The organism is Marinococcus sp. LNHM4E3-1 (assembly GCF_056034405.1).
This window is the reverse complement of the sequence record NZ_JBQLID010000003.1, coordinates 280376-294413: the sequence shown is the minus strand read 5'-3', so window position 1 is coordinate 294413 and position 14038 is coordinate 280376. Positions and strand designations below refer to the sequence as shown.

General features: G+C 50.3%; 12 protein-coding genes. 3 read left to right on the top strand and 9 right to left on the bottom strand.

From position 1 onward, the window contains the following. Positions 1–139: 139 nt before the first annotated feature. From ACTRXI_RS05150 to iolC, 9 genes are all read right to left on the bottom strand, one after another. Positions 140–1495 carry a sigma-54 interaction domain-containing protein gene (locus ACTRXI_RS05150; RefSeq protein ID WP_474261389.1) on the bottom strand — a complete coding sequence of 452 codons (1356 nt, stop codon included), beginning with the start codon at positions 1493–1495 and terminating at the stop codon, positions 140–142. Between the two features lie 149 nt (positions 1496–1644). Next, on the bottom strand, positions 1645–2559 hold the full coding sequence (locus tag ACTRXI_RS05145) for an aldo/keto reductase (protein ID WP_474261388.1): 915 nt from the start codon (positions 2557–2559) through the stop codon (positions 1645–1647). Beyond that, positions 2556–3587: a LacI family DNA-binding transcriptional regulator gene (locus ACTRXI_RS05140; protein WP_474261387.1), complete on the bottom strand. Its 1032-nt coding sequence runs from the start codon at positions 3585–3587 to the stop codon at positions 2556–2558. The genes ACTRXI_RS05145 and ACTRXI_RS05140 overlap by 4 nt, the downstream gene beginning before the upstream one ends. Positions 3588–3775: 188 nt before the next feature. Continuing rightward, positions 3776–4714, bottom strand: a complete 939-nt coding sequence (iolE, locus tag ACTRXI_RS05135) for a myo-inosose-2 dehydratase (RefSeq protein WP_474261386.1) — start codon at positions 4712–4714, stop codon at positions 3776–3778. A 48-nt stretch (positions 4715–4762) separates the two neighbouring features. Further along, positions 4763–5803 (bottom strand): inositol 2-dehydrogenase, encoded by a 1041-nt coding sequence (gene iolG, locus ACTRXI_RS05130; RefSeq protein ID WP_474261385.1) that lies wholly within the window; start codon positions 5801–5803, stop codon positions 4763–4765. A gap of 82 nt (positions 5804–5885) precedes the next feature. Then, positions 5886–6899 carry a Gfo/Idh/MocA family protein gene (locus tag ACTRXI_RS05125; protein ID WP_474261384.1) on the bottom strand — a complete coding sequence of 338 codons (1014 nt, stop codon included), beginning with the start codon at positions 6897–6899 and terminating at the stop codon, positions 5886–5888. Positions 6900–7093: 194 nt separating this feature from the next. Continuing rightward, positions 7094–9013: a 3D-(3,5/4)-trihydroxycyclohexane-1,2-dione acylhydrolase (decyclizing) gene (iolD, locus tag ACTRXI_RS05120; protein WP_474261383.1), complete on the bottom strand. Its 1920-nt coding sequence runs from the start codon at positions 9011–9013 to the stop codon at positions 7094–7096. 116 nt (positions 9014–9129) lie between these two features. Beyond that, positions 9130–10581, bottom strand: coding sequence for a CoA-acylating methylmalonate-semialdehyde dehydrogenase (locus tag ACTRXI_RS05115; RefSeq protein ID WP_474261382.1), 1452 nt, complete (start codon positions 10579–10581; stop codon positions 9130–9132). A gap of 87 nt (positions 10582–10668) precedes the next feature. Continuing rightward, positions 10669–11670, bottom strand: a complete 1002-nt coding sequence (gene iolC, locus ACTRXI_RS05110; protein ID WP_474261381.1) for a 5-dehydro-2-deoxygluconokinase — start codon at positions 11668–11670, stop codon at positions 10669–10671. A gap of 258 nt (positions 11671–11928) precedes the next feature. Between iolC and iolG (ACTRXI_RS05105) the strand changes: the two genes are divergently transcribed. The 3 genes from iolG (ACTRXI_RS05105) (at position 11929) to ACTRXI_RS05095 (ending at position 14027) form a co-directional block, all read left to right on the top strand. After that, positions 11929–12954: an inositol 2-dehydrogenase gene (gene iolG, locus ACTRXI_RS05105; protein WP_474261380.1), complete on the top strand. Its 1026-nt coding sequence runs from the start codon at positions 11929–11931 to the stop codon at positions 12952–12954. A gap of 15 nt (positions 12955–12969) precedes the next feature. After that, a complete protein-coding gene (gene iolB / locus ACTRXI_RS05100) occupies positions 12970–13767 on the top strand; it encodes a 5-deoxy-glucuronate isomerase (protein ID WP_474261378.1) in 798 nt (265 codons plus the stop codon). A gap of 107 nt (positions 13768–13874) precedes the next feature. After that, positions 13875–14027 (top strand): hypothetical protein, encoded by a 153-nt coding sequence (locus ACTRXI_RS05095; protein WP_474261377.1) that lies wholly within the window; start codon positions 13875–13877, stop codon positions 14025–14027. Positions 14028–14038: the final 11 nt, after the last annotated feature.

The following is a 14038-nucleotide window of genomic DNA, read 5'->3' as shown; positions in this document are numbered from 1 at the left end:
CTTTGCCAAGCATGGCGATATCGCCCCTTTTCTTTTTAGTATACGACCCTTCGGGGCGCTTGCCTACAAAAAAACTGCCGAGAAAGGAGACTTTCTCGACAGCCTGAAAAAAAGCAGGAGAGCTCCTGCTTTTTTTGTGTTACATATGATGATCACGCATTTTTTTATATAACGTTGTCCGGTGGATGCCAAGCTTTTTGGCAGCTTCTGTCTTATTGCCGTTTGCTTCTTCAAGCGCCTGCTTAATCATGGTCTGCTCCTGGGCCGATTTCTGGTCCTTCCAGTTTGCTGCGTTCGCGCTTTCGGTCCGGGCTGCCTGAACGGGCTCTGTGGCTTCGCGGGCTTTCACAGAAGAGATGGGAAGGTCTTCCGTACGTATTTTCCCGCCGTCGTGCATCGCAGAAAGCTGCTCAATAACATTCATCAATTCCCGGATGTTCCCCGGCCAGTCATACTGTTTCATGGCTTCCATGGCTTTATTTGTTATTTTTAACGGCTTCACACCCAGCTCAGTGGAAAAATGCGTATTATAGTATTCCACCAGAAGCGGGAGATCTTCGGTCCGCTCTCGGAGCGGCGGGAGGCCTACGGGTACCACATGCAGGCGGTAATACAGGTCCCGGCGGAATTTCCCTTCCTCCACCAGCTGTTCAATATTTTCATTAGTAGCAGAAATGATCTTCATGTTTACCGGAATCGGGGCTGCGTTGCCAATCTTACGTACATACGAATCTTCAAGCACGCGCAAAAGAGCTGCCTGCATCGCCATAGACATATTGCCTACTTCGTCGAGAAACAGTGTGCCTTCATGAGCTGCTTCAAGCAAGCCAACAGCACCCTGCTGGGGCTGCATTGGGACTTCTTTTCCGAATAATTCCTCTTCAAGGTTAGCGTCCGGGATGGAGGCGCAGTTCACCGCTACAAATTCTCCTGTTCTGCCGCTTTCCTGATGAATCGCTTGGGCAAACAATTCCTTGCCTGTGCCCGTTTCCCCGGAAAGCCAGACGGGGGTTTTCGTTTTAGCGGCCCGCTTCGCTGTTTGGATCGCCCGGTGCACCTCTTCATTTTCCCCTATGATACGCCGGAAGGAGGCAATGGAGGGCCGGAAGGTAGGGGAAGAAGCCGTTTCAGACGTATGTAGCTCTTTTAACGCTTTTTCCGTCCAGACACCGGTGACTCTCCCCTTTTTGTTAACGACTGCGATTGGCGGATACTGCTGTTCCCATGATTCCGGAATCTGTCCTTCCGTAATCTGGGAAACTTCTAAGATCCATCCGTCCTTAATTTTTTTATCAAGGCTTTTTTCCTTGTAGATGTGATTCCACACTTTTGTTTCATCGAGAACACCCACTGGGCGGCTGTCTTCATCCACTATCACGATTGCGTCTTTTTCTCCGTTCTTCCAAACCTTCAACACGTCAGACACTTCCGTTTTTGAAGCCTCGAGCATTTGTGGTTCTACTACGAACTGTTTCCAGTATTCTACCTCTGCCACACTCCCTCATCCTTCCTGTTTATGAATTATTACCCCACTATTCCCTTCTGCTTCCCGAAAGAAACAACAGCTTTACTTCAAAGACAATTTTCTATTCTTTACGTAAAAAACGCCCCTCCCTATTCAGGAAAAGGCGTCAGCTGGTTCAGTTAAATAGTGAACAGGGAACTGTCTTTATTATCAAGAAGGTCTACAGCTTTGGCGTTGCTTACCAGCTGCTCCGGCGTTTTGCAGCCGGGGATGACAGCATCCACACTTGAGTTGGCCAGGCACCAGGCAAGGGCCCACTGGGCAAGAGGCACATCATCCGGCAGACTCTCCTTGAGCCGCAGGGCTTCCTGAAGGGCTGCTTCCTGCTCATTTTGTGGATGACGGTGGCGGACATCATTCTCTTCAAAGGAAGCTCCAGGTGTATATTTTCCGCTCAAGTAGCCGCTCGCCATCGGGACTCTGGCGATAACACCGAGATTCTGGCGGTCACATTCCGGAAAAGCATCCTCGGCGTTGTTACGGTCAAGACGATTGTACACGAGCTGTATTGTTTCTGCACCGACAGCTTCTGCCTGCCTGATCTGATTCATGTAGTCCTGTTTTTTCACGGAAAGGCCAAGATGACGGATTTTGCCTGCTTTTTTCTGTTTATCGAGCATCGTCCACAGCTTATCATCCTGAAACTCTTCGTCTGTGCCCGAATGAAACTGGTAAAGATCAATGTAATCTGTCCGGAGCGCCCGGAGTGAGGCTTCGAGCTGCTTTTGCACATCCTCTGGATCATAGTGCCGGGTCCGGTCATTCGGCCCATGAAAATGATGGCCGAATTTGGAGGCTACAAACCACTGATCGCGGTCCTTTTGAATGGCTGTGCCGGTGAGTTCTTCCGCAAGATGGTCCCCGTAGCATTCAGCGGTATCAATAAAATTAAGGTTTTCCGTTCTTGCTGCTTCAAACAGACCATCGACTTCTTTCTGAGTAAAGGTTTTCCCCCATTCGCCGCCGAATTGATATGTTCCAATACCTACGACAGAAACCTCTTCGTTTGTTTTTCCAAGCGTGTTGTATTTCATGAGCTCTTAACATCCCTTTCTGCTTCTTTTATGCCTGCGGTCGTCTTACGCACGTGCAGCTCCGGATTTAAAATAACGGTTCGCGTCGTTTCGTTTTTGCCACCGATCCGGTCCACAAGCATCTGGGTCACCAGCCGCCCCATTTCAAGGATGGGCTGCGCTACTGTAGTCAGCGGCGGATCACTCAGCGTAGCAATAAATGTATCATCAAAGCCGACAACCGACAAATCCTCGGGCACCCGGCGTCCTGCTTCTTTGCCTGCCTGAATACAGCCGATCGCTAAAAAGTCATTCAAAGCAAAAACTGCGGTAATATCCGGCTTCTCCTGCAGAATCTGGCGCATGGATTGTTTAGCATCGTCAATCGAATTATTGCCTTTTACAATCACTGCTTCCTCCCGGTTTACCCCGTGCTCGTCGTACGCTTCGTAAAAGCCCTTCAGCCGCTCTGTATCACTCGAATTATTCATCTCGCCTACAACAAAAGCAATCCGGGAATGTCCTGCTTCGAGCAGATGCTTCGTAGCCGCGTATCCGCCCCGGTAATCATCAACGAGCACCGTGTCTACGTTAATCTCGGAAGCATCTCTCGCCACGAGCGCGAGGGGAATGTTCTGTTTCATAAAATCCTGCAGCGCTTTCGTGTTTTGTATGCCTGTTCCCAGAATAATACCGTCCACTCTTTTTTGATTCAGCCACCACAAATATTGAATTTCTTTTTCTGGATTATTGTCGGTATTGCATATAACAACATTGAACCCGCCGGCATGCCCTGTATCTTCCACGCTTCTCGCAAGCTCGGCAAAAAAAGAGTTGGCAATATCAGGAACCAGCAGACCGATCGTATTCGTCTGCTTTCCTGTCAGAGCAGAAGCCACCGTGCTCGGCTGATAATCAAGCTCATCCATAATAGCGAGCACCCGCTGTTTGGTTTTCTCCCCTATTTTTCCTTTGTTGTTAATCACCTTTGACACTGTAGCGATCGAAACTTCGGCCCGCTCAGCGATGTCGTAAATTGTCGGTCTCATTTTATCTTCCTCATTTTTGTCGTTTCGTTTATTATAAATCCTCCGTTCCTTCCTATCCACCGGGAGAGCCTTTTCTTTTAAGCTTTCTGGCCCAGGAGAAAACAAAATTCACTGCGAACCTCCGGAAGTGCAGGCTCCCTGAAGCAGAAAAAAGCATTTCGATATTCACTCGAAATGCCTTCGTTCGTTTATCTGCCGGCTTTTTCCCCGTATTTTTCCAGGATCCTGTCCATCGTTTCATCCAGATGATCCTTCGCCATTTTCGCATATTTATACGGCGGGGCAACGTCTGGATCCTGTTCTGCTTCTACTACTGTCCATCCCCGGTAGCCCCGTTTCATCAGTTCTTCAAGGACAGGCGCAAAATCGATGCAGCCGTCGCCGGGAACGGTGAACAGGCCTTCGAGTACAGCTTCCCGGAACGTCAGGTTTTCTTTAATCGTCCTGTTCCATATGTCTTCCCGTACGTCCTTGTAGTGTACGTACTTAATGCGGTCGTAGTAGCGCGTCAGCTGATCCATCGGGTCGTAGTTGCCGAAAAAGGCATGTCCGGTATCATACAGCAGCGATACAGCATCCTTGTCGGTTTCTGCCATCAGGCGGTCCACGTCCTCGCGTTGTTCTACAATCGTGCCGGCATGCGGATGATACACGAGCTTGAGTCCGTATTTTTCCGCGATGCGCCCGGCTTCGTTCAAGCCGTCCACCATGCTTTTCCACTGTGCTTCTGACGGTGCTGTAATTTTTGCTTTGTCAGGATCATCTTTATCCCAGTGCATCGAGTTGCCCATTTCACACACAATTACGTATTCGCAGTCCATGTCTTTCAAAAACCGGACCCATTCTTCGAAATCGCGGACTTCCTGTTCCTTATGCTGCAGATTGGAAAACTGCGTGCCGACGAATTTACTGGCAAGCGTAATATCGTGCGCTTCGAGAATTGCTTTTAATTCGTCAAGGTTACGTGGAAAGGTGCGACCCATTTCCGTCGCTTCGTACCCGATTTCCCGCATTTCTCCTAAAATCTGATCCAGTGAATAGTGGTCTCCCAGTCCCGGAATATCATCATTCACCCAGCTGATAGCTGCAATTCCGAGATGGAACTCGTAGTTCCCAAGCCCCGCCATATGCTGCACCCCTTTTCTTATCATTTCGTTATATTTTCCCGTGTCTATTTAGTCGGTATAAACTTTATCCTGGTGAACATCCTTCATATAAATGCGTTCTCCGTTGTGTTTAAATGATTCGGTGGCCGCAAGCGCTACCTGCATATTGATTTTGGAATCCAGTGAAGTGACCCTTGGCTCCTCGGCTCCTTTGACGCATTTAATAAATTGTTCGAGCTCGAGAATATAAGCTTCCCGGAACCGTGTCTGGAAATTTGGCACAATCTCGTGGTTGCTTCCCGAGCTGCTTTGCACTGTCACATCGCTGTTACGGAGCGAACCGACAAAGATCGCTCCTTCGGTGCCGATAATCTCTGCCCGTATGTCATGGCCGTACGGAGACGTTCTGCTTGCTTCTACATCCCCGGCTCCTCCGTTTTCAAATTCCAAATACGTAATCGCCTGATCGACATCTCCGTATTCTTCCATGAAGGAATTGATAAGAATGCGGCCGTGGCCGGAAACTGAAGAAATTTCCGAGCCCATTAAATACCGGGCCATATCGTAGTCATGAATGGAGCAGTCCAGAAATATGCCGCCGCTGTTTTTAATGAAAGAGGCAGGCGGTGAGCCGCTGTCTCTGGAGAAGCCTTTAAAATAAATCGGTTTGCCGATTTCTCCGGCTTCAATACGCTCCTTGGCATCATGAAAACCAGGGTCGTACCTTCTCATGAAGCCGACCTGGCATACAACGCCGGTCTCTTCAACAACTTTGATCACCTCTTCGGCTTCTGCCACCGTGGAGGTCAGCGGCTTTTCCACAAAGATCTGCTTGCCGCTGCGGGCGGCTTTTGTAATCATATCAGCGTGCGTACTGGTCGGCGTTACAATCACTACCGCGTCCACTTCCTGATCGGCAAACACTTCTTCAGGGTCAGACGTCCAGCGTTCCACCCCAAGCTGTTCAGCCACCATTTCGGCATGCTCGGCGAGTGGATCACACACCAGTATCAGCTCGGCTCCTTTTACTTTGTTCATCATGTTGCTTGCATGAAACAATCCCAGCCGTCCGAGTCCGAGCACCGCTACTCTTATATCGTTCTGTGCCATTTGCGCACCTCCTGTGTTTTTCCTGTCCGCCTGACTTAGCTGCTCTTCTTTATGGCCTCTGGCCACTCCTTTTCTCTTTATCTTAAGAAATTACTTTATTTAACCGGTCGGCAATATTTATTTCTTTACCGGTTTTAGCGCTTTCATAAATGCTTGTTAACAGGAAGGTTGATTTGTACGCTTCCTCTGCATTTACCGGCGGTTCTGTACCGTTGACCAGAGCATCAATGAACAGCCGGTTTTCTTCTTCATATCCCCATTTTTTACTGACAGGCATAAGGTGGTAATCCGAGGAATCAATCTCCCCTTCAAGGCCGCAGGCAATTTTCACCGTTTCGAGTTCAGCGGTTGACGCCGTACTGTATTTGCCGTAGATTTCAATCGCTTCAAACGGGAAGCTCCATCCGGAATGGGCGAAGGTGTTGAACGTCATGACCAGGCCGGATTCAAAGGTTAAAAGAATCGCAAAGTTATCAAGCTCGCTGTCTGACACGGCCTGTGTTGCTTCGCATTTCACTTTCTTTACTTCCCCGAAATAATAGCGGCAGAGATCCATCAAATGAAACGGCGTTTCATATAAAAAGCCTCCAGTCTTCGTTGGATCTGAAGTCCAGGCAGGATGCAGCAGCTCTCCCCGGTTCATTTTGAAATGGGCGGAGTACGCATCCAGCTGCCCCGAATCCATGTAGCTTTTAATTTTTTTATACACATAGGCATACCTGCGGTTCATGCCAAGATTGTAGCAGCCTTTAGACTCCCGGGCGGCATCGCGTATCTGTTTTGCTTCTTCCTCCGAGGTGGCCATTGGCTTTTCGCTGAAGACGTTTACATTATTCTTCAAGCAATGAAGAACCGGACTGACATGCATCGTGTTTGGCGTGGTGACGTAGACCGTGTCCACACCAAGTGCAATCAGCTCTTCGATGGAGCCCGCTGTTTGAACTTCCGGGCCTGCTTCTGCGGCCAGCTCCTTCGCCTTTTCTTCAAAAATATCAGCAATTCCAACGATTTCGACCCGTTCATCCTGCTTTAAAAGAGCAGCATGCACTGCAGCGATGTGCCCCGCTCCCAGTATTCCAACCTTTACTTTATCCACGACCTAGAACCTCCTGCACTGTTTTTTATAGTTATTATAATTGTTTTTGAGTAAGCGCTTAACTTATGTTTATACTATCGTTTCCTTTCAGGTAATTCAAGGGGTAAACGGAAAAAATGTAAGCGATTTATCAAAAAGATAATTTCCAGTTAAAAAAAGCGTCCAAAGCCGGGGCTATGAACGCGTTTAATCATTTAATATTTCCGGGCATGCTGCAGCTGCTTTTCTTTTTCTTCAAAGGACTCCCGTACACTTTCACGCTCAGAAACCTCTGAAACCCCGACGTGCCACCAGGATTCATAATCCCCGGTCATCGTCTTCGGCAGCACCTTTACATCAATCAGCGTAGACACCGTCTGCTTTTTCGCGTCAGCGATAGCTTCTTTCAACCCTTGCTCTGTCGTGACCCGGTACGTTTTCAGGCCGTAGCCTTCAGCTACTTTTGCATAGTCAATGTGCATCACACTGCCGCACATTTCATCCTTTGCTTCATCACGATGGCGAAACTCTGTGCCAATGCTCTGCATACCGTTGCCCATCTGCAGATTATTAATGCAGCCGTAGCCGGAATTGTCGAACAGCATCACGTTAATTTTTTTGTTTTCCTGGACGCTTGTAATCATTTCCGAATGCAGCATCAAAAAGCTGCCGTCCCCGACCATGGCATATACTTCCTTGTCGGGCTCTGCGAGCTTGGCCCCGAACGCTCCGGAAATTTCATAGCCCATGCAGGAATAGCCGTATTCCATGTTGTACCGGTATTTCTGGCTCGACTCCCAAAGGCGCTGCATGTCGCCAGGCAGACTTCCGGCCGCTCCGACGGCTACAGCGTTTTCATCGATTTCCCGGTTCACAATACCAAGTGCTGTCGTCTGCGCCAGATCCGTGCCAAGCACTTTACGGTACTCCTGCAGCTCCTCATCAAGATGACCGGCGATTTCCGGCGTAAATCCTTCTTCTGTGTAGCGGACAGAATAAAGCCGCTCTTTTTCCGTGGCCCAGGCCGCCTTTGCCTCTTCGGTCTCTTTTTGAAATTCAGACGTATAGTCCCCGGTTTCGTTTACCAGCGCGTCAATTACAGCCTGAGCGTCCCCGATTAATGGGGCTGCATCCATTTTCACCCCGTGAAATTCCGACACGTTGATTGAAATAAATTCGACATTTTCGTCCTGGAACAGCTGCTTCGAGGAGGTGGTAAAGTCAGCCAGACGCGTACCTACTGCAATAATAACATCCGCCTTCGGAGCCAGCGTATTCGCTGCCAGGTTACCGGTTACCCCAAGACCGCCGACATTCCACTCATGCGTGCTTTCCACCGCACTCTTGCCGGCCTGCGTCTCTGCGATTGGCACGTTCCAGGCTTCAGCCATTTTTTTCAGGCTTTCTCCCGCCTCTGAATAACGCACGCCTCCACCGCAAATAATAAACGGACGCTTTTTGCTCCGGATTAAAGCTGCTGCTTCCTTCACCGAACGTTCATCCGGCACTTTTCTCGAAACACGGTGAACACGTTTCTGGAAAAACGATTCCGGAAAATCGTACGCTTCCCCCTGGACGTCCTGTGGCACGGACACGGTAACAGCGCCGGTTTCTGCCGGATTTGTTAATACACGCATCGCCTGGATTAAGGAGCTCATCAGCTGTTCGGGCCTTGTTATACGGTCCCAGAACTTACTTACCGGACGGAACGCATCGTTAGTGGAAAGCGTTAAGTCGTGAGGCTGCTCCACCTGCTGCAGCACCGGGTCCGGCTGGCGGCTTGCGAAGATGTCTCCCGGAAAAAGAAGCAGCGGCACGTTGTTTACTGTCGCCACGCTTGCCGCTGTCACCATATTGGCAGAGCCAGGTCCGACTGAAGACGTGCAGGCGATGATGCGTTTGCGATTGTTCTGTTTAGCATACGATATAGCCGCATGCCCCATCCCCTGCTCGTTTTTTCCCTGGTACACCCGGAGCCGCTTCGCTTCAGAAAGAGCCTGGCCGAGGCCAAGAACGTTACCGTGGCCGAAAATCGTAAACATTCCATCTACAAACGGGATTTCCTCGCCGTCCCATTCAATATACTGCTGCTCCAAAAAACGTACGATTGCCTGTGCTGTCGTTAATACGGGCATAAAAATCCCCTTCCTGTTGTCGTTTTATAGAAGAAAAAACTGCCTTCTCCTCTCTCAGAATAGAAAGGAAAGAGAAGACAGTCCGGGTGTTGTGCTATTGGGCTGAAGCTATACGTTTACCAGCGGGCGGTGACCATTTTCTTGCGGGTGTAGAACTCGACGCCGTCCTTGCCGTTCGCATGCAGGTCGCCGTAGAAGGAATCCTTCCAGCCGGAAAACGGGAAGAACGCCATCGGCGCCGGCACGCCCACGTTGATCCCGAGCATCCCGGAGTCGATGTTCTCCCGGAATTCCCGGACGCTGTGGCCGGAGCTCGTGAACAGGCACGCCCCGTTCGCGAAGCGGGACTCGTTCGCCCATTCGATGCCGGCGGTCAGGTCCGGCACGCGCACGATGGACAGCACCGGCGCAAAAATTTCATCCTGCCAGATCGTCATCGTCTGCTGTACGTGGTCAAAGATCGTCGGGCCGATAAAGTAGCCCTCCTTCGCGACCTCATCCTGGCGGCCGTCGCGCACGAGCGTCGCGCCTTCTTCGACGCCTTTGTCGATATAGGCCTTCGTTTTCTCGAGGTGCCCTTCGCGGATCACCGGTCCGAGGAACACGTCTTTTTCACGGCCGTTGCCGATGGTCACGTCGTCCGCGTACGCCTGGATCTTTTCGACCAGCTGGTCGGCGACGCTTTCCTGCACCGCGACCACGGAGGCGGCCATGCACCGTTCCCCGGCGGAGCCGAAGGCGGCGTTCAGAATCTGCCAGGCGGCGTTATCGAGGTCCGCGTCCTCCATGACAAGGGTGTGGTTTTTGGCACCGGCGAGCGCCTGCACGCGTTTGCCGTGGGCGGTGCCGTTTTTATACACGTATTCGGCCACCGGCTGCGAGCCGACAAAGGAAATCGCCGGCACGTCGTCGTGCTCGAGCAGGCCGTTCACGACGTCATGCGCGCCGTGGACCACCGAAAGCACGCCCTTCGGAAGCCCGGCTTCCTCGAACAGCTCGGCGAGCCGGTTTGCCAGCATCGGCGTCCGCTCGGACGGCTTCATCACGAACGTGTTGCCGCAGGCGATCGCAAGCGGGAACATCCAGCACGGCACCATCATCGGGAAGTTGAACGGGGTGATCCCGCCGACCACGCCGATCGGATAGCGGTACATGCCGGACTCAATGTTGGTGGCAATGTCCGGCAGCTGGTCGCCCATCATGAGTGTCGGCGCCCCGGCGGCGAATTCCACGCACTCAATGCCGCGCTGCACTTCACCCTTGGCTTCCTTCAGATTTTTGCCGTTTTCGAGCGTAATGATCTCGGCGAGCTCGTCCCAGTGTTCGATGAGTTGCTGCTGGTAGGCAAACAGGATACGGGCCCGCTGCGGGACCGGCTTTTTCGACCAGTCCCGGTAGGCGGCTTTGGACGCCTTCACAGCTTCGTCCACTTCCTCCTTCGAGGAGAGCGGCACGTGGGCGATCACCTCACTGGTGGCCGGATTGTACACCTTGTCGGTCGCCGACCGGGACTCCACCCATTCGCCGCCGATAAAATTTTTCAGTGTGGTTACTGCTTGTTCCTGCATATTCTTCATCGTCCTTTCTATATAAACAAATTATAGAATTGCTTTTTGAAGTACTTTCACATGATTATACCGGAGCATTCTGTCTTCTTAGGACTTTATGGTACCTTTTCTCACACTTTCATCAATGAATTCCTGTACTTCTTCCGCATTCGGCATCGCTTCGGAGCAGCTGTGCCGGGAAATGACAATGGCTGCAGACGCACCGCCAAAATCCATTGCCCGGTCGACTTCCCACCCCTGCATCAGACCGTAAACAAAGGAGGAAGCGTAGGCGTCTCCTGCCCCGAATGTTTTCAGCACTTCAGTTTCAAAGGTTTTCCCGGTGAAATAGTCCCCGTCCTTTGTGTAGGCAAACGAGCCTTCGGCTCCGTGCTTAATCAGCACAATCTCCGCCGAGTGATTAAACCACTTCGCAGCAGTCTTATCATCGCTTCCATCCATTTCTGACTCCATGTTTTCCATCATATTGAATTCGTCTCTTGTTCCAATAATCAGATGGCTTTTTTCAGCCAGCAGGTTGTAGTACGTGGCGGTTTCTTCTTTTGATTTCCACGTCGCCGGACGAAAGTCAATATCAAAGAGCACCTTCGTTCCGTGTTTATGCGCATATTCTGCCGCCAGAAAGACCGCTTCCCGGGAAGGGCTCGCAGCAAGCGCCGTGCCCGAAAACATTACCGCGGATGTATTTTTAATGTATTCCTCGGAAATTTCGAGCGGACTGATTTTCAAATCCGCTACGTTGTCTCTGTACAGAAGTATACTGCAGTCTTCCGGACTGATAATTTCCGTAAAGGCAAGACCAGTCACCGCCCCCGTATCGTCTGTTTTTATATTTTCCGTATTGATATTATTTTCTTCAAAGTAGCCGCGGATAAAATTACCCATCTGGTCATCTGCTATCTTGCCGATAAAGCCGGTGCTGAGACCGAGTCTCGATGCCCCAATCGTAATATTTGCCGGAGAACCTCCCACATATTTCGTAAACGTCCGCGTTTCTTCCATCGGACGGTTGATTTCATTCGCGTTCATGTCAATCGTCAGCCGGCCCATGCCAACCAGATCCCTTGAACGGTTTTTTGGAAATTCCATTAAAACATAACCACCCTTCGTTATTTTAATCGATTTATGGTTAAGCGCTTTCCTCTTCTATACGTTTGATTCTAAAGAAAGCGCATTCAGATGTAAAGTATTTTTTTGATTTTTCTTTAATTTCTATATTAATGGTGAACGCTGCTGCATGTTTTCTGAAAAATCTCATTCTTTGATTGATGTAAGCGATTCATTAATGTATAATTCACATTAAAGTTAAGCGCTTTCTTCAAAATACATTTTATGGAGGTTCTGCATATGGTTAATATAGGTGTTATCGGCGCCGGGCGCATCGGCCGGCTGCATATAGAAAACCTTCATTATCTTCCGGCCACTGCTCTCCGGGCTGTCGCAGATATAAACACCTCTGCTCTTGAAACAATCGAGCAGGCCTTTTCTCCGCAGTATGTTACGTCTAACGCTGAAGATATTCTTCACGATCCCGAAATTGATGCCGTCTTCATCTGCGCTGCCACCTCGGAGCATATCTCTCTCATTGATAAGGCCATTCAAAACAAGAAACATATTTTCTGTGAAAAGCCGATCAGCTTTGATATTGAAGAATCCCGCCGGATCGTCAAGTCGGCTAAGGAAGCGGGCCTTGTTTTTCAGCTCGGCTTCAACCGCCGCTTTGATCCTTCCTTTCAGCAGGTGCGGAAGATGCGGATTAACGGCCAGATCGGCACCCCCGAGATGCTTCAGATCGTCTCACGCGATCCTTCCCCCCCTCCCATGGAATACGTGGCGAAATCCGGAGGACTGTTCGTGGACATGACCATTCACGACTTTGATATGGCCCGCTATATTATGGGAGAAAATATCGCAGCGATTTCTGTGCACGGCGGTGCGCTGACCGATAAGCGGTTCAACGATTACGACGACATTGACACGGCTGTTATTTCTTTAACATTCGAAAGCGGGGCGGTCGGTGTGATTGAAAACAGCCGGCGGGCGGTCTACGGCTACGATCAGCGTCTCGAGCTGTTTGGCTCCAACGGGGCAGCCACAGTGCCGAACCAGCCAATCCATCAGGTGGAGTGGTGGCAGGACGATTTTATTAAATCGGAAAAGCCGGTGCATTTCTTCCTCGAACGTTATCAAACAGCGTTTCAGCGCGAAATTGCAATGTTCGCTGAATCCGTGCAGTCCAACACCCCGGCTGTCTGCACCGGTGATGACGGCATTGCCGCCCAGACGGCTGCACTGGCTGCAGCAAAAGCATGGAAAGAGAAGAAAACCGTATATGTTGCTGATGTGGAATCCGAAACAATTGAAACCTCTTAGAAAGGATGTTTATGTATGCCAAACTTAGTTGTAAAACCAGACATTAACGCACAAAAAATTCACGATGTTACCCCGGAAAGCGCCGGATGGAGTTATGTCGGCTTCCAGGTGTACCGTGTGCAGGAGGGCGAAAGCATTCAGGCTGACACCGAAGATAACGAAGCATGCCTCGTGCTGTTAAGCGGCAAAGCAGACATACAGACCAGCAATGAATCCTTTGAAAACCTCGGCAAACGCATGAGTGTTTTCGAAAAAATTCCGCCGTATTCAGTATACGTTCCGGCCAAAGACCGCTTCGAGGTCAAGGCGACTACAGATATTGAACTCGCCGTCTGTAAGGCACCGGCAACCGGAAAGTACAACGCCCGCCTGATCGGTCCGGATGATGTAGGAACAGAAGACCGCGGCTCCGGCTCCATGTCCCGGAGAGTGCATAATATCCTCCCGGATTCTGAAGAAGCCGAGAGCGTGCTCGTAGTGGAGGTGTATACACCGGAAGGAAACTGGTCGAGCTATCCGCCGCACAAGCACGATACCGAAAATCTTCCGCACGAGTCCTACCTTGAAGAAACGTACTTTCATAAAGTGGATCCGGAGAAAGGCGGATTTTTGATTCACCGCGTTTACGACGATCCGAGAGATCTTGATGAAACGATGGTCGTAAACAGCAACGATGTCGTGATGGTACCTAAAGGCTACCATCCGGTGGCAGCTCCTGCAGGCTACCAGGCTTATTATTTAAATGTCATGGCCGGGCCGGTACGCCAGTGGAAGTTCCATAATGATCCGGATCACGAATGGCTGCTGAAATAAACCTTTTACGCCTCCAGGCCTTCAAATGAAATTCATTTGGAGGCTTATTTTTGTGAAAATAAGGATATATACTATACAACAAGAAGTTCACGGAAAGGAGTGTCCATATGGCTTTTCAAAAGATCGCACGTACGATTTTAAAGGCGAACCGTGTGACTGGTGATGTAAAGGCAGCCAAAAACGGATCTCTGGGTAAACGCCTCGCGCGCCGCTCTGCCAACCGTACAGCACGTAAATTCATTAACCGCCTTCTGCGCTGAAAAAAGTGGCT